Source organism: Ignavibacteriota bacterium, assembly GCA_016713565.1.
Classification (GTDB): Bacteria; Bacteroidota; Ignavibacteria; order Ignavibacteriales; family Melioribacteraceae.
Window position 1 is genome coordinate 237,593 of record JADJOX010000001.1, and the last position, 22,740, is coordinate 260,332.

Below are 22,740 nucleotides of genomic sequence, written 5' to 3' on the forward strand. Positions count from 1 at the left end.
TATATTAGAAATGGTAGGTTTTCAATAATGGGGAATTAAAAAAACCTTTGACGATTATAAATTATTTTCGAGTGTAAAATTATTAAGATTTATAATTTTTAGCAATGAAAAAAAAGACATTATTGACTCATATCAAAAATAGTTCGTTTATTTTTGCATATTATTACATAATCATAATATGGAATATAGCATTGTGTTTTTTGTCACATCTAATTAAACTTTCATCACCTTATTATGTTTATTATTTAAATAATAGTGTTAAATTGTAGATATATGCAGCAGAATATTGAAATAGAAAAATTCATTGAAAAGGCTAATATTAATGTTCAAAATTTAATTGAGCATTTGCCGATTGGAACAATTATTTTCAATGAAAAATGGAATATTATTTCTGTAAACAGCAGCGCAAAAAAAATAATTACGCGTGGAAAAGATATTCAAATTGAAAAAGATTCAAATATTTTTTCGCATTATTATTTGTCTTCCATTCTTCCATTAAATAAAATTTTTAATCTTAAAAACGGAATCTCATTTGAAGGTGAAATAAAAGAATTATCTTCAAATGAAAATGAAAATATCTCAATTAACGGGATACCATTTTTTAATGATAAAGAATTTGCCGGCGGTATTCTTATAATTATGCATTCAAAATTATTTAATAAAATAAATACTGAAAATTATGACCAATATTCAATTACTAAATTATTAAATAATATTTGTTCGTGTTTTTTGATTACTGATTTAAGCGGTAGAATAATTATTAAGCCGAATGATTTAATTAACTGCAATTTTAATTTGCATTCAAGCGCAGATAGAATTGAAGAAATTTTTAATAATGAACAAAATGATTTAATAAAGCTAAGTATTAATAAATGCAAAAATGAAAATTTAAATCAGTATTTAGATCTAATTTATTATTCCGATACAGAAACTTTTACTTTTAAAACCGCAGTAATTCCTCTTAACAATAATAACGGTGATGTCGTTTCCATTTTGTTTTTGTTCAAAGACAATAATTATAAAAACAATGATACAACGGAATTTTTAAGCAATGCCAAAGAACTTCAGGTATTTAAAACTTTTACAATTGCCGGATCGGAAGCATTCTTTAAAACGAACTTAAACGGAATTATTACTTATTGGTCGGATAACGCCGGAAATTTTTTCCTTAAAAAAAGAGAAGAAATAGAAAATCAATTCATATCAGAAGTATTTCCAGAAATAACCAAACCATTCTTTGAGAAAATTAGAAGCGAACTGATTTCATTAAGCAGCTGGGAAGGTGAATTTATTTATCTAAATAATGAAAACGAATCAATTTCAAAAACGAAAATTAAATTATTCAAATCAAACAAAATAACTGAGTTGCTGTTTTACTGCGATAGAGTAAATTTACAAATTCAGAAACTAAAAATTGCCAAAGAGGAAGAAAGAAATTTCTTTAGAGAAACCGTATTAAAATCAGACGAAATGATTTTGCAGATAAATCCCTACGGCACAATTCTTTTTGCCAATGAAAAATTTTGCAGCACATTTGAGTTTGAACTCGATGAAATTAGGGGTTTGTTATTTTTTGATTTAATTGACCGGACATACAGAATTGAAAATGACTTGACGGATTTTTCAACAGCAGTTTATAAAAAATCTCTAGAAGATTTTCCAATTTACACCAAACACGGAAAAATAATTGACGTAAAATCTAATATCACAATTTCTTTATCGGATGCAAATCTTAAATATTTTACAATTTATTTAACTTCCGCTGACCATGTAAAACAATTAAATAATGAAATTTCCGAAGCTTTATTAGAAAGCATTCCAAGTGCCGTTGTTGTTCTTAAACATAATTTTATTATTCAAGCAAACGGCATATTTAAAGAATTATTTGGAGCGAACGATTGGCTTATTAACAGCAGTATTTTAAAAATTATAAAACCGCAATTCAAAGAAGAATTTGAAAATTTTATTGTTGATGATTATCAGAAAAGCAGTGAAAATGAAATAGAAATAATTGCAAAGAACGGAAACGATATCGGCGTTAGAATTGAAAAAGTTTACGTAAACAAAGAAAAAAATGTTGCTGTGTTAAGTTTAAATTCGGAAAAATTACAGAAGCATAATACGCTTAAAGATAAAACTCTTCTTGATAAAGAATTTTCCCAATTTGAACAAGTATTTTGGAAAGGGCAAATTGTAGAAAATAAAATTGTAATTGATACGTTTTCTGATTCAATAGAAAAAGTTACGGAATATAACCAATATGAATACAAATTAAACGCTGAATTATGGAAAGATATTATTTATCCGGATGATGTTGAAAATACAGAATTATTGCTGAATAAATTCTTAAGCGACGCGGAAGAAAATACGTGTTTAGAATATAGAATAATTTCAAAATCGGGTTCAATTGTTTGGCTGCGAAATAGAATTAAAAAAATTAAAAACGCTGAAAATGAATTTAAATATTTGGCGGGAATAATTGACAACATTACCGAAACAATTACAAAAGAGAAAGAACTTAAAAAGAAAATTACAGAACTTGAAAAACTAAACGTTGCAAAGGACAAATTTATATCTATAATTTCACATGATCTCAAAGCGCCGTTTACTTCAATAATTGGTTTTTCAGAATTGGGATTGATGCAGCATGAATTATCCAACGACGAACTTCGTGAGTATTTACAATATATTTATAATGCTTCGATGCATACATTAGATTTAATAAATAGTTTGCTTGATTGGACAAGAATTCAAACAGGAAGATTAGCAATTAATCCATCAACTGTTAATGCCAATTATCTGGTTAGAAAAACGATTGAAATTTTATCCGGCTTTGCAGCAAAAAAGGAAATATCACTAAGCGTTAATGTCGATGAAAAAATATTCATTCAGGCTGATGAAGGAATATTAAGCCAAGTTTTTAATAACCTTGTTTCCAATTCAATAAAGTTTACACCCAAAGGCGGGAACATAACTATTTCAGCAAAAAAAATAAATGATCAGCAGAAGGCTGAATTCACCGTAAAAGACAATGGGGTTGGAATAGATGAGGAAGATTTAAGAAAACTTTTTATCATTGATGAAAAATTTACTACGCTGGGTACAGATGGTGAAAGGGGAACTGGATTCGGTTTAAGTTTAGTTAAAGAAATCGTTGAAAAGCATAATGGAAAAATTTACGCAAAAAGTGAAGTTAATAAAGGAAGCGAATTTATTTTTACAATTCCAATTTCAACACCTTCAATTTTATTAATTGACGATAAACAAACCGAAAGAATTATATATTCCAAGTTGATTGAAAGTCTTACAACTGGAATTACTGTTTACACCGCCGCAGATTTTGAAAATGCAAAAAAAATGATAAATGAAAAAATGCCTATGCTGGTAATTACTGAAAGCAAAATTAATGGAATTTATGCTTCTGATTTTTATAAATCATTAAATTCAAGTTCAGGTAAATACATTCCAAAATATTTTGTTTTAACGAGAGAAATAAAAAATGAAGAATTGGAAAAGTGCAGGAACTTTGGAATTGATAGCATTCAAACAAAACCAATTGAAATAAAATTGTTTAAATCAACAATTGATAATTTTATTCTCGGAACTAAATAACAGAAAAATTAAAACATCAAATTATTTTTCTTTCAACACAATTCCCGATGACGGACTTATAACAATTGATCCGGAAATAGATTTAATAATATCTGGTAAAACCATATTTTCATCGGCTAAAATTTCCCACCATCCGGAAGGAAGTTCAAAATTCAGTTCTTGATTTCTATCGGCATTGAAAACCACAATATAATGTTTGTTGCTGTATTTTACCTGATATGCTAAGGCAAATTCGTTCTTCTTGAAATTTTGGAAAAAATAATCATCATAATTTGCTTTGCTGAATACTTTATGCAGTTTTCTAAGTTTGATCAAACCTTTGTAATAATTAACCAAATCTTTGTTTAATTCGGCATGTATAAAATTCAAGTAATTTGTGTTATTGTCTTTGTTATAAGTATTGTGATCAATTGTACCTACTTCAGTATCCTCAACATAATCATTAAGCTCAATTACTTTTGACCTGCCGAACTCCTGACCTTCGTGAATCATGGTAATTCCCTGCGATGTAAATAAAAAAAGCGCGGCAAGTTTATGAAGTTTCAACTCTTCTTGAGTCAGGTGAACGTTTTTATTTATATTAGTTATTACTTCATCTTTTTTTATTTTACCCAAACCTAATCGAATAAAATCACCAAGTGTATATCCATCATGCGATTCCAAATAATTAACCGAATGTTCAGGTTCTTGAAATAAACCATGTTCTTCATTAATTAAAGTGCCTCGTACGTAACTTTTAATTCTATCGAAATTATTATTACTAAACCATTTGCCGAAAATCCAGCCTAAACCATTAAACGGATTTTCACCTTTAATTCCGTTCCTAATTTGGTCGTTCCAGCTGCCCCATTCTCTCAAAGAAAATCCCATTGGATCATATCCGCCACCCCAAGGTTCACAAACAAATACAACATCCGGATTTATTTTTCGCGCTTCCCTAATTATTGCCTCAATAGTTTCCCAATCAATTAATTTTCCCAAATCAAATCTGAATCCGTCAACATGATATTCTTTCATCCAATAAATTATACTTTCAACAATCAACCTTCTCAGCATCGGTCGTTCGGTTTTAAGATCATTTCCGCAATAGCTTTCTGCAATAAAATTACCTTTGTCATCCAGTCGGAAATAATAATTTTTATCAATTTCTTTCAAATTTCCCACTTCATATTCAGAAAGATGATTGTAAACAACATCCATAATTACCGCAATTTTATTTTTATGGAAAGCTTTTACCATATCTTTAAATTGCCTTACTTGTTCACCCTTTGTTCCTATCCAGTTTCCTCTTTTTAACATTCCTATATTTTCTGCGTAATAACCTGCGGGAGCAAAAAAGTTTGAGGTCATATAACCCCAATGATTTCTTTCATAAGGATTCCAAGTGTTATATTTTCCTGCTAAAGAATCTTTAAATGGAATTTCACAATAACCGTATTCCTGCGAAGGAAGTAATTCAACTGTATTTACGCCAAGCGATTTAATATAATTAATTCCACCAGTGATGTTTTCCTCTACTAATCCTTTATATGTTCCCGGAAAATTTGAGCCGGAAGTTTTATGTGCTGTCAAATCTCTTATGTGCATTTCGTAAATTATTAAATCCCGCCAATCTTTTTGAATCCAGTTATCATTTTCCCAATCATAGCTTTCATTATAAACAATTGACTTTCGCGGATTTAAATAATCAGCATAAGTGGCAACGGCTTTAGCGTATGGATCAACGCAAAGCGGTGGATTGTTTTTTCTTGAAATATCATCCTCAGAAAAAACTTGATAACCGTAAAAATAATTGGTCAGATCTATATTAATTTTTACTTCCCAAACACCGTTTTCATCCTTGGTCATATTATAATCGGTTGAAATAGTATCAGAAACATTTACAAATGTTTTGAGTATTATTTGTTCAGCGCTAGGGGCAAAAATTCTAAATGTGGTTGAGTTGTCTGAAACAATTGATCCAAGCTCTTTTGAAGAATAAATAGTATTTAATTGATGTTGTGAGAATTTATATTTTGAACTATCTATAATAGCTTCTTTATCATCTGAAATGTACAACTTATAACCCTCTGAATTTATTTTTGGAAAAAGTAGAAAAATTGCTGTAAAGGCAAATACTTTATATTGCTCTTTCATTTACATTATCGTATTAAATTAAATGTAAATTAGTTAAAAGTATGCGACCTTGCAAGAAACGTAATTAAATAAAAAGGAAAGGTTTAATTGAATTATATCAAAAAAATAATGAAATAAGTACTTACTGTATTATTCAAAAAGCTATTTCAAATCAAAAAACTAAATTTTTAAACTTTCCAAATAAATAACTAAAAGTTTTTAAATTTTCTTCTAATATGGAATTTCGATATCCTCTGAATTATATGGAAGCGGAGTTATTTCAAATTCTTGGCTATAGTTATTAATATATTCATTGTTTGGAACTGAAATTCTTATTCTATAATGATGCGATCCAGGTAAATTTTCGGGAATCGTCCATGTAAAAACTCCGTCGTTTGCCGTTGAATTTGCAATTGTTTCAACTTTATTGAATTTTTTCAGTAAGTCAATTCTAACATTTTCAAGATTAGGAGTAATTTCCCACTTAAGATCATATGTAAAACTTTGTTTTAATAAATCATTTTCAGTAGGATATTGAACATTTTTAACTGAATAAACAAAAGGTTTTTCATCAATTTTATTTTCTTCCGGATCAGATATTGAGTTTCGGCAGGATGAAAGTATAAATGTGAAAATTAAAGCAAAAGAAATCAATTTAATTAATATTTTCATATTCACCTCAACGAAAATTTATACTTGAATATAAAAATTATTGAAGAAAGAGGAAAGTTTAAAATTTAATTTTAAAAGAAATCCGGGACGACATCCTCCATTATTACTGCTAATTTCAAAATTTTTGTTTCTTTTAAATCAGGCATTTCAATGTATATTAAATAAACGCCGCTAGCAATCCAAAAATAACTTTCATTTGTTAAATCCCATCGAACAAATTGAGATTCATCATCCTTATTAATTGTTCTAATCAAGTGACCGGCAAGATTAAAAATCCTAATTTTAGCTTTTTGCGGCAGGTGACTGATAGTAACGAATTTTTCAAATTGATGAATTTCGCTGTTTTGTGTACAGTAATAAGGATTTGGAAAAACATTTATTTCTTTAATTTGTTTTTCGGCTATAACCCGATCATTATATAATGCACCAGATGATTTAAATGTAAATTCATAATTCAATTTAGAAGGATCAACATCAGTTGTATCAAAAATTGATGGAAAAATTTCTAAACCGTTAAAATAAAAAGGTAAATATTTATTTTGATTATCGGCAATACTTATACGTAGATTTTGTTGGACTAAATTATCATTAAAATATAAATTCCAATTTATATTGTTCCAGTTTGAACTCGCAATAAGTTCAAATTTATAATTTCCAGCTACAATTTTTTTAGGTTCAACGACCGAAACCTTAAATTGAAAATTATTCTCATCATTTTGATAAAAGAATATTTTATCTCCATAATTATTGGGGAAGGATTCTCCCGGCTTTGGCTCTTGAGGAATTGCCGCGATGGTTGATATATCCGATTCTAAAATTTTAGGATAATAAACTAAATTATGATCATTATTATTTAAATATGCTGAAATGCCGTAATAATATTTTGAACCATTGTTTAAAGGTTTCTCTGAATTTAAGTAGTCTTTTTTAATTGACACGTGACGCTTTAAACCGGAATCGGTTCCATCTTTAACAATTTCAAACAAGTCTGATTCATTATGTATTTGTTCAATTGGTGAAATAATTTTAGCTACGCCATCCTTAATATCAAAAACAAAAATTTCTTTTGCTTCTGATTTTTTAAACCTATCACTTGGAAACTGATAAACTGTATAACCTTGAAATTTAAAATTAGTATAATTAATTGTTTCCAATTCTTTTATGTTTGTATTCTCATACCAAGATAAAATAATTTCCTTATCAAGTTCACTTTTATATAAGGTTGGATGAGCTGCATTAAAATCGGAAATTTGATAAAAATCATTATCATAAAAATCCTTTGAAAGATAATCATATAATTTAAGCAGTCTCACAGATTCTCTTGAGTTAATTCCAATTGTACCGCCTGCAGCAATTTCGGCTACAATTACCTCTTGAGTATCTCCGGGCTCCATTAAAAAAGGACCGCTATTCAAAAGCATTCTTCTGTCGCCAGGAGGATGTATTATACCATCAATCCATCCTTGTCCTGTGTATGGATCACCGGAAAGTGTAAATACTGTTTTTTTATTAGTAGTTGGATCAATAAAAGGTTCGCCGGTTGTTCCGACTAAGCCTAACATTAGTCGATAATAATTTAAAGTTCCTAATGTATAATTAGCTAAATTTGGATCCATATATAAAGGATCACTTCCAATAAAGAATGAAAATGATGTCATTGGTAAATTTTTGTATCCTCTTAAAATTTTACCATTGAATTTTGCTGAATCACTTGAATTACTTTCAACAATGGGTCCCTGCAAAAAGTTAAAGCCAACAGCAGGTACATCGGATCCGTAAACGCCATCAAACAAATCACCATTATATGCATAACCAAGACTTAAACTTGTATCACAACCCACAAAATCATCACCGGCATCACCAACATCCGGATCACTCCATTGTGAAACATACATATCTTTAATAGTATTTTTGCTTTTATTAATTAAAATATATTTTTTGAACAGCATATTTTTAACTACTTCATAATTTTTGTATCCCCAAACCGTCACTTGCATCTCTATTCCCATTGTTGAAGAACCATATAGTTCTTTTGCCCTGTTTGAATCCAAATCATTTGCTACATACCAAAGTGTCTGTGAAGCTCCTGGAACTCCAGGGATGTCAATTTCCGGATTATAATTTCCATCATTATCAATATCTTTGAATGGAGCGCCGTCTTTTGCCGGCCATTCATTCCAATCAAGTGCATATTGATTTCTTATCTCTTCTTCAGTTTTGTTTTCATCTAAAATTTCATTTTCTAAATTACCTGTTTTAAAATCCGGACGGACTCTATAAACTCTGACTGACTCATCATTCGGATCTTGAGCTTTGCCGTTTTCCAATATTTTTCCGCCGTATAAGCCTTGCGAATATGTTGAGCCGCCTACTAAAATCTTTTCATTTACTTTTCCACCCCAGACTAATCCAGATTCAAAAACAGCAGCTAAACTACTTCCATTTGGATAAACAAATCCGGAATTGCCATAAGGATTTATGTCAGCGTTTCCGTTATTATAAATGAAAGTTGAAATATTGTTAATGTTAAATTTTGTATAGTGTTCTTTTATATTTGTTTTATTTATCTTCTTAGAAGAATCATCATTTGAGGAAATTAGTAAATTTGAGGAAAATAATATTAAATATAAAACGAGAAGAGTTTTGCATTTCATAAATTCCACACAAAATTGGATGAGATCTACAAACCAATTTAATTTTGTAATGATAAATATACAATGCAATTATATAGTTGCAAATTAAAGTATTATAATTTTACTTTAACAAAATCATTTTTTTTGAATTGAATAAATTTCCTACTTGAAGTTGATAAACATAAATACCGCTTGGTAAATTGCTTCCATCAAACTCAACTTTATAATTTCCGGGATTTTGTTTTTGATTTACAATTTTTGCTATTTCTTTTCCAAGTACGTCATAAATAATAATTTTTACATTCTGTATTTCTCTTTTTCCGCTGTATGGAATTGAATATTTGATTGTTGTCACCGGATTAAATGGATTTGGATAATTTTGCTCCAGATTAAAATCGAAATTTTGTACTGGATTATTTACAGAGGTAATGTTTTGAACAGATTTTAAAATTAAATTATTTGGATCAATTTGTACGTTGGAAGGCATTCCCTCAACAATATAATTGAATATTTGCGAAGATGAATTATTAAATTCCTTAACCAAAGTATCTTTTAAACTGGTTTTAATTAAAAATTGAACCGGCATTGTGAAGAATGTCGGATTAATATTGTTTTTTTGCGTTAGGATAAGCTGAACATTATAATTGTTATTTCCAATTGGATTATAACTCCATTCCAAAGAATATTTAGGATAATTTTCACCGTAAATCCATTCATTGAAAAAGTAATCCAAATCAGTTTCGGAGACTTCTTCACAAATATTTTGAAAATCTTCAGTTTCGGCAACATTGTAAGCATAATTTGGATGCGAAATATACGTCCGCAGTGATTTGAAAAATAATGAATCGCCTATAATTCCTCTAAGCATATGCAGAACAACCGCACCTTTTGAATAGCTTCTCGCGCCGTCAAAAATTTGATCAATTGATGAAATATCTTGAACATAAATTGATCCTTCGGCAAAAGTTGACCAAAACATTAAATTATTTATTTCATTATTGTAATTTTCTTTCCCGTATTTTGCTTCATACCAAAGAGCTTCCGAATAAGTGGCAAAGCCTTCATTAAGCCAAATATTCTGCCAGTTTTTACAAGTAACTTTATCGCCGAACCATTGATGAGAAAGCTCGTGAGAAACAATACTTTCATCAAAACCACCCATTGAAGAAACGGTTTGATGTTCCATACCGCCGCCCCAACCGAATTCCGCGTGTCCATATTTTTCTTTAATAAACGGATATTCGCCAAACAAATCGGAAAATACTTTCAGCATTTCAGTTGTTTTATCCAAATCTATTTTTCTTTCTTCAGTTAAATTTTCGGGATAGTTATAATGAATAACAGGCATAAATTTGTTTTCAGTATATTCAAACTGTTTTTCATAAATTTCATAATTTGTCATTGCTAAAGAAATTAAATAATGCGCAATCGGATAATGATTTTTCCATTTAAATGTTTTTGTTCCATTTCCATTATCAACTATTTCAACAAGCTTACCGTTTGAAACACTGTAGAAAAAATCATCTGCCGTTATCCAAACGTCCGAAGAATCTGCTTTATCTGCGGGAGTGTCTTTACACGGAAACCAATCGCTTGCACCATATGGTTCACTTAAAGACCAAATAACCGGTGAACCGTTATGATCGCTGAAAATAAAGCTTCCGAATCCCGAACTTCCCGGTACTCCTTCATAAATTATTTGAATGGAAAATTTTTGATTTAGTTGAAGGCTTTTGCCCAAATCTATTTTAATTGTATTTGAATTATCATGTGTGTAATTGACCGTATTTCCGTCAACTAAAACACTTTTTACACTTAATTTTTTCTGCAGATCAATGAATATATTTGTTAAGTTGTTAAAATTACTTTTTGCATTGATTGTTACATCACCTTTTAGAAAATCGGGTGTATTGGTTATTTCCAAATTCAGTTTATAATAAGTAACGTCTATATTAAAATCGCCTTCGTAATTAATATTTAAAAAATTATCGTATTTACTAAGTTGCGATTTAATACAGTAATTAATGGACTTTTCCTGAGCTGTTAAATTGGCAAATGAAATTAAAAAAAATATTAAAGTTATTTTTTTCATTTTTATCTCATAAATATCAAAGTTTTGGTAACACAAAATTTAAAATGTAATTTTAAAAATTATGAAAAGATTCTAAAGTTAAAAATAAGGTTTATTAATGAGCAGACATACAAAAATTTTCCTAGGCTTAGTTGCGGGAGCAATATTTGGGATTCTTAGCAATATTTACCTGAGTCAAACAGCTTTTTTGGATTTTGTGCAGACATATTTTTCCGATCCGCTTGGTAAAATATTTCTCAACATGCTAATAATGATGGTTATTCCATTGGTTTTTGCAAGTTTGTCATTGGGTGTTGCTCAAATAGGCGATTTAAAAAACCTTGGCAGAATTGGATTAAAAACAATTTCATATTTTTTTATTGTAACAACTTTAGCCGTGGCAATTGGCTTGGTATTGGTTAATACTATAAAACCGGGGAATTATTTATCGGATGAAATTAAGACAAAGTTATTAACTACATATAAAAGTGAAGCTACAGAGATTAAGGAAAAATCTGAAAATATAGAATTTGGGATTCAAACATTTGTAAATATTGTCCCGCGAAATCCTGTAGCGGCAATTGCAAAACCAAATCCTGAAATGTTATCGCTTATTTTCTTTTCTTTAATTGTCGGCATTGCTTTAACTCTAATCAGCAAGGAAAAAGCCAAACCTGTTATAAATCTTTTAGAAGGCATAAATGAAATTACACTTGTTGTAATAAATTTAGCCATGAAATTAGCGCCCTATGGAGTTTTTGCATTAATATTCAGCACAACTTCAAAATTCGGTTTTGAACTTTTGATTGCATTAAGTATGTATGTTATTACAGTAGTTCTAGGTCTTACAATTCATCAATTGGTTTCTTTTCCAATTCTAATTAAAGTTTTCGCAAAGTATAATCCTTGGTCATTTTTTAAGAAAATAGAAACTGTAATGCTGACCGGATTTTCTACAAGTTCAAGCAGTGCAACTTTGCCCACGACAATTTCAGTTTCCCAAAATAATTTGGGAATTCCGCCTCACATAACCGGATTCGTACTTCCTTTAGGTGCAACAATGAATATGAACGGAACGGCATTATTTGAAGGTGTTACGGTTTTATTTCTCGCGCAAGTATTCGGCGTTCATTTAAGTCTTGGTGTTCAGCTTATTGTTGTTTTAATGAGTGTTCTAACAGCAGTTGGAACTGCCGGTGTTCCTTCCGGATCAATACCGCTTTTGGTTATGGTTTTAATGATGGTTAATGTTCCGGCTGAAGGCATTGCAATTATTCTAGGTGTAGATAGGTTTCTTGATATGAGCAGAACAATTTTAAATGTTACGGGCGATATTACCTGTGCTGCTTATGTTGCAAAATCTGAAGGATACGAACTTAGTAAATAATATACTAAATGATCAATCTTAAATAAGCCAGTTATTCTTTATTAAAATTAAAATTTTGTTCGAATAATTTTTGAATGAATTATAATTTATTTGTTTTGTTTCCTTTCAATACAATAGAAGCAAATACCGAAATACTTAACGCGGCAAGTATAACTATTAAAGAAATTTGAACAGGAATATGATAAAACCCGCTAATTAGCATTTTAATTCCAATAAATAACAGAATAAAAGAAATTCCATATTTTAAATATTGGAATAAATTTAAAATTCCTGCCAACGCAAAGAAAAGTGAACGCAGACCTAAAATTGCAAAAAGGTTTGAAGTAATCGCAATAAATGAATCGTGTGTAATAGCCAAGACGGCAGGAATTGAGTCTATTGCAAATATTAAATCGGTTGATTCTATCAAGATTAATGTTATAAATGCTACTGTTGCATATCTTTTTTTACCGATCTTTACAAAAAAGTGATCCGTTTCAACGTCAGTTTTTACGGGGAAAAACTTCTTTGTTATTTTAACAAATACATTATCATTTGGGTGAATTTTTTGATCTTTTGCGGTAAACATTTTTACAGCCGTATAAACCAATACTGCGCCAAAAATATAGATCATAAAACTGAATGTTTTTAATAGCTGAACTCCGGCAAGAATAAAAATAATTCTTAAAACAACCGCGCCGATAATACCCCATTTTAAAATTCTTGGTTGATGTTTATCGGGTATTCCCATCGTTCCAAAGATCATTAGAAATACAAACAAATTATCTACAGATAATGATTTTTCAATTAAGTAGCTGGCAATATATTCAAAACTTTTTGTATGCCCATCAGGAAAATAAAAGTAGATTAAAATTGCAAATGCAAAACCAGCAGCAATCCAAATAACACTCCACATTAAAGCTGCTTTTATATTAATTTTTCCTTTGTGATGACTTGTATAAACAAGATCAAAAATAAAGACGACAATAAACAATGCTGCAAATATCAGCCAAAAGAGGAAATGAATTTCCATTATATTCCAAAATTAATTGGTTAAAGATAACTAAAATAGAAGTAACGGGAAATGCAAAATGGAACTCTCAATACCGATTAAATATAGAGAATTAATTTGTACTATTATTAAGCACTTTAACTTTAATGTGAATTGATAAATGAAAGGAAATTTAAAGGTGCAGCTTAAGCATATTGCACCTTTAAATTTATTAAATAAATTCTCTTTGCCTACCCCATGAAAAAAGAAAGTAAAATACCCGCGGCAACTGCTGAACCTATTACACCAGCTACATTTGGTGCCATTGCGTGCATAAGCAAATGATTTTTTGAATCATATTGCAATCCAACAATTTGGGAAACTCTAGCGCTATCGGGAACCGCTGAAACACCGGCATTCCCAATTAGCGGATTAATCTTATTCTCTTCACTTAAAAATAAGTTCATAATTTTTACAAACATTACACCGCCAGTTGTTGCAATCACAAAGGATAGAGCACCCAATCCAAAAATTCCAATTGATTTTGCAGTTAAAAATGTTGTTGCCTGTGTCGATGCGCCAACTGTTAATCCAATTAAAATTGTTACAATATCAATTAAAGAACCTTTTGCAGTATCTGCCAATCTTTTTGTTACACCGCTTTCTTTTAAAATGTTGCCAAAAAATAACATCCCCAATAATGGTAGAGCTGAAGGAGTAATAAAGCAAGTTAATAACAAACCAACAACTGGGAATAGAATTTTTTCTAATTTTGAAACTTGTCTTGGCGGTTTCATTTTAATTAATCTTTCTTTATCAGTTGTAAGTAATTTCATAATTGGAGGCTGAATAACTGGAACCAAAGCCATGTATGAATAAGCAGAAACTGCGATAGCACCGACCAATTCCGGAGCTAATTTTGAAGATAAAAAAATTGCAGTTGGTCCATCTGCTCCACCAATAATTGCAATAGCAGCAGAATGCTGTGGAAGATATCCTAATGCTAATGATAAAGTATATGCTCCAAAAATTCCAAGTTGCGCTGCGGCTCCAATTAATATTAATTTTGGATTTGAAAGTAAGGTCGAAAAATCCGTCATTGCTCCAATTCCTAAAAATATTAAAGGCGGGTAAATTCCTTGAGTTACACCATAATATAAATAGTTTAGAACACTGCCTTTTTCGTAAATTCCTAATTGTAGATTTGCCCCTTCCAAAAATGGAATATTTCCAATTAAGATACCAAAACCTATTGGAACTAATAATAATGGTTCGTAATCTTTTGCTATTGCCAAATAAAGAAATACCATCGCAACAATAATCATTATAAGATGTCCGATTGTAAAATTGGTAAATGCAGTGTAACGCATAAATTGATCAAAACCGTGAGAAACAAATTCAAAAAATTGCTGCATTGTTAACCTCCAATCTCTACAAGAACATCACCTTCCATAACTGAGTCACCTTGTCGAACATTAATTTTTAAAATTTTACCTTCTTTATCTGCATTAACACTGTTTTCCATTTTCATAGCTTCAAGTGTAATTAGTTTATCTCCCATTTTTACGATATCGCCTTCTCTTACATGAACATTTAAAATAACACCCGGCAATGGAGATTTTATGAAACCGGCACCCTTAACTTCTGATGGTTTAGATGTTCTTTGCTCAGACTTTGCAATGTCTGTCGATGGAGTAACTATTGACCTAACTAATTTGGGAGTCTTTGTTGTCTGAATTTGTTTATTAACTTGAACATTATAGGATGTTCCATTAACTTCAACTTCGGCAATATTATCTTCAATATTAACAATCTCAACGTCGTAATCACTTCCATTTATTGTAAATTTAAACTTTTTCATTTCTTTTTCCTTATCTTGGATTTTGTCTTAAACCATAAATTTTTGAACTCCACGGAGAATAGGTTCTTGCAACTTTATTTATTGTAAGTACAGTATTTTCTTTATCGTGCAGTTCACTCATATATAAATGTAAAGCCATTGCTATGGCGGCACCAACGTTTCCGCTTAGTTCTTGTTCATTTTCTTTTTCTTGAGGTTCTTTTCCTTCAACTTTTTTTGACTTTTTAATTTTAACATTAAGTAGTTTTGTAATATTAAAAAAGAGCATATAAAGTAAAAGCAGTGATATAAAAACTACAGTCATTCCGACAAAGGTCATACCAATGCCCCAAGGATCTATTTGAGTGAACTTATCTGCATTTTCTTGAATCTTTGCAGTAGTTACCGAATCAAGTTTTGCCGCTGTTGCTTGTAAAATTAACCCTAAATTCATTTCATACCTCACAAAGGAATATTGGAATGTTTTTTAGGCGGATTTACATCTTTCTTTGTAGATAAAGATTGTAAAGCTCTAATTACTCTAAATCTGGTATTTCTAGGTTCAATGATATCATCAATATAACCATATTTTGCTGCGGCATAGGGAGTAGCAAATTTTTGTTTATATTCTGTTTCTTTTTGAGTGATAAAAGCGTTTTTTTCTTCAGGGTTTTCTATAGCTGCAATTTCTTTGCTATTGAGAACTTCTATCGCGCCTCTTGGTCCCATAACAGCGATTTCAGCTGAAGGCCAAGCATAGTTAATATCACCGCGTAAATGTTTCGAGCCCATAACGTCATAAGCTCCGCCATAAGCTTTACGAAGTATAATAGTAATTTTAGGGACTGTTGCTTCTCCATACGCAAATAATAATTTTGCTCCGTGAAGAATAATTCCGCCGTATTCTTGCGTTGTTCCCGGTAAAAATCCCGGAACATCTACTAAAGTTAAAATTGGAATATTGAATGCATCGCAGAAACGTACAAATCTAGCTGCTTTTCTTGATGAATTTATATCCAAAACACCAGCTAAATAATTAGGCTGGTTTGCAACTATCCCCACTGAAATTCCGTTAAATCTAGCAAATCCGGTAATAATATTCGGGGCATAATGTCTTTGTATTTCCAAAAATTCGTTATTATCCGCTATTGCATGAATTACATTTTTTACATCGTATGGTTTATTTGGGCTATCCGGAATAATATCATTTAATGAATCTTCAAGTCTGTCAATTGGATCATCGCAAACAACAAGCGGTGGGTCTTCCAAATTATTTTGCGGCAAGTAACTTAGTAATTTTCTAATTAGTAAAATTCCTTCTTCTTCGGAATCTGCTACAAAATGAGTTACACCCGATTTGGTTCCATGAACCATTGCTCCGCCAAGTTCTTCATCAGTTACAATCTCACCTGTAACTGTTTTTACAACTTTAGGACCGGTAACAAACATATAGCTTGTATTCTTGCTCATTATTGTAAAATCTGTTAGAGCTGGTGAATAAACAGCGCCGCCCGCACAAGGACCAAATATTGCAGAAATTTGAGGAACTACGCCGGAAGCCATAATATTTCTTTGGAAAATTTCAGCATAGCCGCCTAAACTTTTAACTCCTTCTTGAATTCTTGCGCCGCCACTGTCATTAATTCCAATAACCGGAGCTCCAACTTTCATTGCTTTATCCATTACTTTGCATATTTTCTGCGCATACATTTCTGAAAGCGATCCGCCAAAAATTGTAAAATCTTGTGAAAATACATAAACCAATCTTCCGTCTATTGTTCCGTATCCGGTAACAACTCCATCCGATAAATATGTTTGTTTATCCAAACCAAAATCAACTGTTCTATGTGAAACGAACATATCGAATTCCTCAAAAGAACCGTCATCTAAAAGCATTTCAATTCTTTCGCGTGCGGTAAATTTACCTTTTTGATGTTGAGCGTCAATTCTTTTTTCACCTCCGCCCATTCGTGCTTTTTGACGCATGTCCATCAATTCTTTAATCTTATCTTGTAACGCCATTATTTCTCCTAAAAACAAAAATTTATATTAGTTGTTTATTTATCTGAACAAAGTTCGGTTAAAACTCCACCGGTAGATTTTGGATGAAGGAAGGCAATATTCAATCCTTCAGCTCCTTTACGCGGATTTGCATCAATTAATTTTACTTCCTTTTGATTAAGTTCATTTAAAGATTCCTGCAAATTATCTACATGAAACGCAATGTGATGAATTCCTTCTCCTTTTTTTTCTATAAATTTTCCTATTGGGCCTTCTGGAGAGGTGGACTTTAAAAGTTCAATTTTTGTATCACCGACTTTAAAAAATGCGGTTTTTACTTTTTGATCCGGAACTTCTTCAATTGCGTAACATTTTAGTCCAAGTTTTTCTTCGTAAAATTTAATTGACTCTTCTAAATTATTTACCGCAATGCCTAAATGTTCTATATGTGTAAGTTTCATGTTTCCTCAAAATTAAAATCTGACTATTATGTCAATAAATGTGCCTAAATGAAAACAAAAGTTTAAAATTAGATTTTGCTTATAAAAAAACAAGTTATCCAAAATAATTTATTATTGTAAAAGGTTTTTCTTCCTTTGATAAGAAAATATTCTCATTTATTGGAAGAAAATATTCTCTCATTTGGCATTACAAATATTTACTTTCTAAAAAAGAACTTGACAAAAATTAGAATTAAGCATATTTTTGGCTCTCTAAATTTATTCCGCGATAGCTCAATGGTAGAGCATTCGGCTGTTAACCGAAGGGTTGTAGGTTCGAGCCCTACTCGCGGAGCTAAAGCCTCCCACAAAAGAGGCTTTTTTAATTTATGCCCCACTTTATTTACATATTAAAATCATTATCTGCTGCCAAGCATTATGTTGGTTCATCAGAAAACCCAAACCGAAGATTGGAATTTCATAATACAATTGAAAAAGGATTTACATCAAGATATAGACCTTGGGAAATAATATTTACTCAAGAATTTGAATCAAAATCAGAAGCACTAAGAATTGAGAAAAAAATCAAGAATTGGAAATCAAGAAAAATGATTGAAAAATTAGTCAGAGGAGAAATAAAAATTTAGTAATTCGGCTGTTATCCCGATGCAATCGGGATGTAGGTTCGAGCCCTACTCGCGGAGCTAAAGCCTCCCACAAAAGAGGCTTTACGTTTTTATGTTTAATTTTTTAAGATAATTAGTGTTAGTGAAAAACCTCACCAAATTTATACATCAATTTATTTTATACATTTCGATGTAAAATCTATTGATTTTAACAACTTTTATTCTATAATGACACAATAATTTGCATAATATTTAGAAAAACTTAATTTAGAGAAATTTTGATATTTTGTGCTGATTTAATAATTGATTATCTTCAGATATATCTTTTTGAATTATTTCAGAGAAATTTCAATTATGAAAAATAAGACAAAGCATACTTTTCATATTCCAGTTATGGGGACTGGTTTTACTATTGATACACCATTCAAAGTGGCAAAATACGGAATATCATCTGTTGTTTCATTAGTGGATGATATTTTGGTGGAGAATATGAGAGAATATTATTCTAAAAAATTCAATCTGCCTTTTGAATCAATTTCAAATAAGATTGAAGATTTTAGAGCCAAAAGATTTACCGAATATCTTAATCTTCTTGATAAATTAGTTAAAGAAAAATTCGACGAATTAAAATCTTCATATCAAAAAAATGTTGATGAAATTCATAAATATTTTGATATGCTTCCCGATGCGTTGCAGCTTAAGGAAGAGTTTAACAAACTGCTAAATCAAAATATTCAAAAAGTGCAGAATTGGCTGGATGAACATTTAAATTTGGGCTCAATAGATGTTAATATAATGACCAAGCTTGATAAAGAAAATTATTTTAATAATGAAAAACTATCTTCAGAATATAATGATGCTCATGCTGCTTTACGTGGTTTTGCTAACAGTAACTTGGAATCTTCTTTAGTTTTATCTGCCGGATTGAATCCGAGATTATATTCGTATCTTGAAAAGTTTGAAGATTTTTACCCGGATGAAAATGGAAAAATAAAAAAGAAAGTAATTATTAAAGTAAGTGATTTTCGTTCGGCTTTAATTCAAGGAAAGTTTTTAGCTAAAAAGGGAATTTGGGTTTCAGAATTTAGAATTGAATCCGGTTTAAATTGCGGCGGACATGCTTTTGCGACAGATGGATATTTATTTGGTCCAATTTTGGAAGAATTCAAAACAAAACGAAATGAACTTTATACTACTATTTATCCGATATTTGCCGAAGCTTTAAAACAAAAAGGAAAATCGATTCCAAAAAATCAGATGCAAATTTCTGTTACTGCTCAGGGTGGAGTCGGTGAAAATTACGAACAAAAATTTTTACTGGATCATTATAATATTGATTCAATTGGTTGGGGAACACCGTTTTTACTCGTTCCTGAAGCAACTAACGTAGATCCTAAAACTTTAGAATTACTTAAAAATGCAAAAGAAGATGACTTGTATCTAAGTGGAATTTCTCCGTTAGGCGTTCCATTTAACGCTGTTAGAGGAAATACGCAGGAAATTGATAAAAATGAATTGGATCAAAAAGGAAGACCCGGAAGCGCATGTCCTAAAAAGTTCCTTACATTCAATACTGAATTTACCGAGAATGTAATTTGTACCGCGTCTCGTCAATACCAAAATTTAAAGTTAAATCAATTGGAATCAAAAAATCTTGACAGTTTCCAATATTCATTTGAGAGAAAAAAAATTGTTGAGAAAGAATGTTTGTGCATAGGTTTGGCAAATTCAACAAGGCATCTTCATGGAATTGATAATAATATTAAAAGTGAAGGTGTTTCTGTTTGTCCCGGACCAAACTTAGCATATTTTTCCGAAATTGTAACTCTTAAAGAAATGGCTGATCATATTTACGGTAAGATAAATATTATTAAAAGAAACGACAGACCAAATTTCTTTATGAAAGAATTATATCTTTATTATGATTATTTGAAAAATAAAATTGAAGAAATCCAAACTCCTTTTTCAGATAAACAGATTGCTTACTTTAATACATTTATTGAAAATATGAACGAAGGTATAAGTTATTACAAAAATTTATTTACTGAGTTCAGACATCAATTTGAAGATGTGAAGGATGATATTATTGCTGAGCTTGAAAATATGGAGTATGAATTGGCAATTTTAATAAAGCCGATGCAAGTGATTAAAGTTGGTTAAAAAAAATTATAATTGAGTTTTAAGTAATAATTCAGCCGCTGAATTCGGTGATAATTTACCTTTGATTATTTTTTCTTCAATGTTTGCCAATTCCTTTTTAACTTTTTGATTGCTGTAGAAATTATTGATTAAGCTTTCTTTAATCAAAGAGTGCAGCCAATCAATTGATTGTGCTTTTCTTAATTCTTGAAATTGATTAGATTTTTTTGTGACCTTAGCAAAATCAGAGATCATTTTCCATATCTCTGAAATTCCTTCATTATTAATTGCCGAAGCCGTCATTACACGTATTTGCCAATCTTTTGAAAACGATTGTAGATAATGAACCGCTTGGGAAAATTCTGTTTTTGCTATTTTAGATTTTAGTTTATTATCACCATCGGCTTTATTAAAAACAACCGCGTCAGAAATTTCAATTATTCCTTTCTTTATACCTTGAAGTTCATCGCCGGCACCCGCAATCATAATTAAAAGGAAAAAATCCACCATTGATCTTACAGTAATTTCACTTTGACCAACTCCAACTGTTTCTATAATAATTACGTCAAAACCCGCTGCTTCACAGACTGTAATAGTTTCTCTCGTTTTACTTGCAACGCCTCCTAAATTTCCTCCGGATGGTGAAGGACGGATAAAACAATTTTTTTCCCTAGATAATTTTTCCATTCTGGTTTTATCGCCAAGAATACTGCCTTTAGATATTGAACTGCTTGGATCGATTGTTAATACAGCAACTTTATGTCCATTTCCAATTAAATATAAACCTAATGCTTCTATCAGCGTACTTTTTCCTGCCCCGGGAACACCTGAAATACCAATTCTAATGGAATTACCTGAATGAGGCAGCAGTTTACTCAATATTTTTTCAGAAGTTATTCTATGTTTTTCAGAATTGCTTTCTATTAATGTAATACATCTGGCAAGAATATTTCTGTTATCTTCAATTACACCTTTAACATATTCTTCTTCTGTTATTTTTTTTGTTTTTATTTCCTTTTTGGCAATTGGCAATTTGTTATCAATTCCTTTAATTATATTTACTGCAAATTCCTTTCCAGCGTTTTTTGGTGTCCAATCGGGTTTGTATGTTTTGTTACTTTTCAATGAATAAGTCTTTATAGTTACTCAGTAAATTAGTAATTGTTTTAACTTTATTAAAATCTAAAACTTAATAAATTTGTTGAAAAGAGACAGCGTTGAGTGCTCAAATTCAAGTCTGGATATCGGATCAAATAATTCCGGAATAAGTTTCGGCAATTCTCAAAATTGGAACGGCATTAGGTTTAATGTATCTGATTGCGAAATTAAAAATATTAATGGAATTAATATTACTTTTTGGAATCCGAAAGAAGTTGGAAATTCAAATGTTAATGGATTATCGATAGGCTTGACGCCATCTGCCGGAAACATAAACGGTATTTCAATTGGTGGTGCCGTTGTTGCCGAAGGAAATATGAATGGTATAAATTTGGGAATTTTAGCGTCAGTTGCTGAACAAAATATGACGGGAATTAATTTCGGCGGTCTAGCTTTGGTCTCACAAGGTAGTATTAGCGGAATTAATTTTGGTGGTTTAGCTCAAGTAGCTGAAAATAACTTAACAGGTTTTAACTTTGGAGGATTAGCGCTTGTTTCAAAAGGAGAAATTTCAGGAGTAAATTTCGGCAGTTTGGCTTTGGTTTCAAACGGAGCAATTGAAGGAATAAGCATTGGCGGTTTAGCTTTGGTTTCCGAAGGAAATATTACAGGAATAAATCTTGGCGGTTTAGCTTTGGTTACACAAGGTAAGATTAGCGGAATTAATTTCGGTGGTTTGGCATTAGTTTCCAATGATGAAATAAACGGCTTAAATATTGGAGGTTTGACAGTTACTAATTCAAGCGGAATTATGGGTTTAAATATAACGGCAGGATTGCTGCAATCGGAATGGAAAATTACAGGGTTAAGTTTTGCCGGCTACAAAACAAAAGCCGCGGAATTAAATGGAATAAACATTTCACCAATTTGGTCGGATATTGAAGAATTAAACGGAATTTCAATTGCAGGCTTCAATAGAATAACAAATGTTCAAACCGGAATAACAATTGGCTTAGTTAATTTTGCGGAAATACTTCATGGAATTCAAATTGGTTTAATAAATATAGTTGAAAACAATCCAGCGCCATTTAAAATTTTACCGTTTTTTAATGCAAATTTGTAATCACTAAAATTCA

General features: G+C 30.7%; 16 protein-coding genes and 1 tRNA gene. 6 read left to right on the forward strand and 11 right to left on the reverse strand.

The window, feature by feature from the left end; all coding sequences use genetic code 11:
* Window positions 1-273 precede the first annotated feature (273 nt).
* Entirely contained in the window at window positions 274-3,612 is a 3,339-nt protein-coding gene (locus tag IPK06_01065; GenBank protein ID MBK7978606.1) for a PAS domain S-box protein, read from the forward strand.
* Between the two features lie 21 nt (window positions 3,613-3,633).
* Here IPK06_01065 and IPK06_01070 read toward each other — a convergent pair whose 3' ends face one another.
* The 4 genes from IPK06_01070 to IPK06_01085 form a co-directional block, all read right to left on the reverse strand.
* A complete protein-coding gene (locus IPK06_01070) occupies window positions 3,634-5,748 on the reverse strand; it encodes a pullulanase (GenBank protein ID MBK7978607.1) in 2,115 nt (704 codons plus the stop codon).
* A 210-nt stretch (window positions 5,749-5,958) separates the two neighbouring features.
* Window positions 5,959-6,399, reverse strand: coding sequence for a GPI anchored serine-threonine rich family protein (locus IPK06_01075; protein ID MBK7978608.1), 441 nt, complete (start codon window positions 6,397-6,399; stop codon window positions 5,959-5,961).
* A gap of 71 nt (window positions 6,400-6,470) precedes the next feature.
* Complete coding sequence (locus tag IPK06_01080; GenBank protein MBK7978609.1) at window positions 6,471-9,053, reverse strand: T9SS type A sorting domain-containing protein; 2,583 nt, start codon at window positions 9,051-9,053, stop codon at window positions 6,471-6,473.
* Between the two features lie 100 nt (window positions 9,054-9,153).
* Window positions 9,154-11,124 carry a T9SS type A sorting domain-containing protein gene (locus IPK06_01085; GenBank protein MBK7978610.1) on the reverse strand — a complete coding sequence of 657 codons (1,971 nt, stop codon included), beginning with the start codon at window positions 11,122-11,124 and terminating at the stop codon, window positions 9,154-9,156.
* 97 nt (window positions 11,125-11,221) lie between these two features.
* Here IPK06_01085 and IPK06_01090 point away from each other — a divergent pair, with 97 nt between their 5' ends.
* Entirely contained in the window at window positions 11,222-12,490 is a 1,269-nt protein-coding gene (locus IPK06_01090) for a dicarboxylate/amino acid:cation symporter (protein MBK7978611.1), read from the forward strand.
* A 79-nt stretch (window positions 12,491-12,569) separates the two neighbouring features.
* On the opposite strand, the gene IPK06_01095 is transcribed toward IPK06_01090, so the two are convergent.
* From IPK06_01095 to mce, 6 genes are all read right to left on the reverse strand, one after another.
* Window positions 12,570-13,502, reverse strand: a complete 933-nt coding sequence (locus IPK06_01095) for a TerC/Alx family metal homeostasis membrane protein (protein MBK7978612.1) — start codon at window positions 13,500-13,502, stop codon at window positions 12,570-12,572.
* Between the two features lie 209 nt (window positions 13,503-13,711).
* Complete coding sequence (locus IPK06_01100) at window positions 13,712-14,875, reverse strand: sodium ion-translocating decarboxylase subunit beta (GenBank protein ID MBK7978613.1); 1,164 nt, start codon at window positions 14,873-14,875, stop codon at window positions 13,712-13,714.
* A gap of 2 nt (window positions 14,876-14,877) precedes the next feature.
* Window positions 14,878-15,321 carry a biotin/lipoyl-binding protein gene (locus IPK06_01105; GenBank protein MBK7978614.1) on the reverse strand — a complete coding sequence of 148 codons (444 nt, stop codon included), beginning with the start codon at window positions 15,319-15,321 and terminating at the stop codon, window positions 14,878-14,880.
* Between the two features lie 10 nt (window positions 15,322-15,331).
* On the reverse strand, window positions 15,332-15,754 hold the full coding sequence (locus IPK06_01110; protein ID MBK7978615.1) for an OadG family protein: 423 nt from the start codon (window positions 15,752-15,754) through the stop codon (window positions 15,332-15,334).
* A gap of 8 nt (window positions 15,755-15,762) precedes the next feature.
* Window positions 15,763-17,322 (reverse strand): acyl-CoA carboxylase subunit beta, encoded by a 1,560-nt coding sequence (locus tag IPK06_01115; GenBank protein MBK7978616.1) that lies wholly within the window; start codon window positions 17,320-17,322, stop codon window positions 15,763-15,765.
* Window positions 17,323-17,357: 35 nt separating this feature from the next.
* Window positions 17,358-17,762 carry a methylmalonyl-CoA epimerase gene (mce, locus tag IPK06_01120; GenBank protein MBK7978617.1) on the reverse strand — a complete coding sequence of 135 codons (405 nt, stop codon included), beginning with the start codon at window positions 17,760-17,762 and terminating at the stop codon, window positions 17,358-17,360.
* 262 nt (window positions 17,763-18,024) lie between these two features.
* Between mce and IPK06_01125 the strand changes: the two genes are divergently transcribed.
* The 3 genes from IPK06_01125 (at window position 18,025) to IPK06_01135 (ending at window position 20,527) form a co-directional block, all read left to right on the forward strand.
* Window positions 18,025-18,096, forward strand: a tRNA-Asn gene (locus IPK06_01125).
* Window positions 18,097-18,130: 34 nt separating this feature from the next.
* Window positions 18,131-18,388 carry a GIY-YIG nuclease family protein gene (locus IPK06_01130; GenBank protein MBK7978618.1) on the forward strand — a complete coding sequence of 86 codons (258 nt, stop codon included), beginning with the start codon at window positions 18,131-18,133 and terminating at the stop codon, window positions 18,386-18,388.
* A 333-nt stretch (window positions 18,389-18,721) separates the two neighbouring features.
* Window positions 18,722-20,527: a hypothetical protein gene (locus IPK06_01135; protein ID MBK7978619.1), complete on the forward strand. Its 1,806-nt coding sequence runs from the start codon at window positions 18,722-18,724 to the stop codon at window positions 20,525-20,527.
* A gap of 6 nt (window positions 20,528-20,533) precedes the next feature.
* Here the strand turns inward: IPK06_01135 and meaB are convergent, their stop codons facing one another.
* On the reverse strand, window positions 20,534-21,631 hold the full coding sequence (gene meaB / locus IPK06_01140; GenBank protein MBK7978620.1) for a methylmalonyl Co-A mutase-associated GTPase MeaB: 1,098 nt from the start codon (window positions 21,629-21,631) through the stop codon (window positions 20,534-20,536).
* A gap of 76 nt (window positions 21,632-21,707) precedes the next feature.
* Between meaB and IPK06_01145 the strand changes: the two genes are divergently transcribed.
* Window positions 21,708-22,727 carry a hypothetical protein gene (locus IPK06_01145; GenBank protein ID MBK7978621.1) on the forward strand — a complete coding sequence of 340 codons (1,020 nt, stop codon included), beginning with the start codon at window positions 21,708-21,710 and terminating at the stop codon, window positions 22,725-22,727.
* The last annotated feature ends 13 nt before the right edge of the window (window positions 22,728-22,740 follow it).

Excerpts from the sequence above, each read along its gene's own strand:
- IPK06_01065 (MBK7978606.1), top strand. The coding sequence starts at position 274 with ATGCAGCAGAATATTGAAATAGAAAAATTCATTGAAAAGGCTAATATT.
- IPK06_01070 (MBK7978607.1), bottom strand. The coding sequence starts at position 5,748 with ATGAAAGAGCAATATAAAGTATTTGCCTTTACAGCAATTTTTCTACTT.
- IPK06_01075 (MBK7978608.1), bottom strand. The coding sequence starts at position 6,399 with ATGAAAATATTAATTAAATTGATTTCTTTTGCTTTAATTTTCACATTT.
- IPK06_01080 (MBK7978609.1), bottom strand. The coding sequence starts at position 9,053 with ATGAAATGCAAAACTCTTCTCGTTTTATATTTAATATTATTTTCCTCA.
- IPK06_01085 (MBK7978610.1), bottom strand. The coding sequence starts at position 11,124 with ATGAAAAAAATAACTTTAATATTTTTTTTAATTTCATTTGCCAATTTA.
- IPK06_01090 (MBK7978611.1), top strand. The coding sequence starts at position 11,222 with ATGAGCAGACATACAAAAATTTTCCTAGGCTTAGTTGCGGGAGCAATA.
- IPK06_01095 (MBK7978612.1), bottom strand. The coding sequence starts at position 13,502 with ATGGAAATTCATTTCCTCTTTTGGCTGATATTTGCAGCATTGTTTATT.
- IPK06_01100 (MBK7978613.1), bottom strand. The coding sequence starts at position 14,875 with ATGCAGCAATTTTTTGAATTTGTTTCTCACGGTTTTGATCAATTTATG.
- IPK06_01105 (MBK7978614.1), bottom strand. The coding sequence starts at position 15,321 with ATGAAAAAGTTTAAATTTACAATAAATGGAAGTGATTACGACGTTGAG.
- IPK06_01110 (MBK7978615.1), bottom strand. The coding sequence starts at position 15,754 with ATGAATTTAGGGTTAATTTTACAAGCAACAGCGGCAAAACTTGATTCG.
- IPK06_01115 (MBK7978616.1), bottom strand. The coding sequence starts at position 17,322 with ATGGCGTTACAAGATAAGATTAAAGAATTGATGGACATGCGTCAAAAA.
- mce (MBK7978617.1), bottom strand. The coding sequence starts at position 17,762 with ATGAAACTTACACATATAGAACATTTAGGCATTGCGGTAAATAATTTA.
- IPK06_01130 (MBK7978618.1), top strand. The coding sequence starts at position 18,131 with ATGCCCCACTTTATTTACATATTAAAATCATTATCTGCTGCCAAGCAT.
- IPK06_01135 (MBK7978619.1), top strand. The coding sequence starts at position 18,722 with ATGAAAAATAAGACAAAGCATACTTTTCATATTCCAGTTATGGGGACT.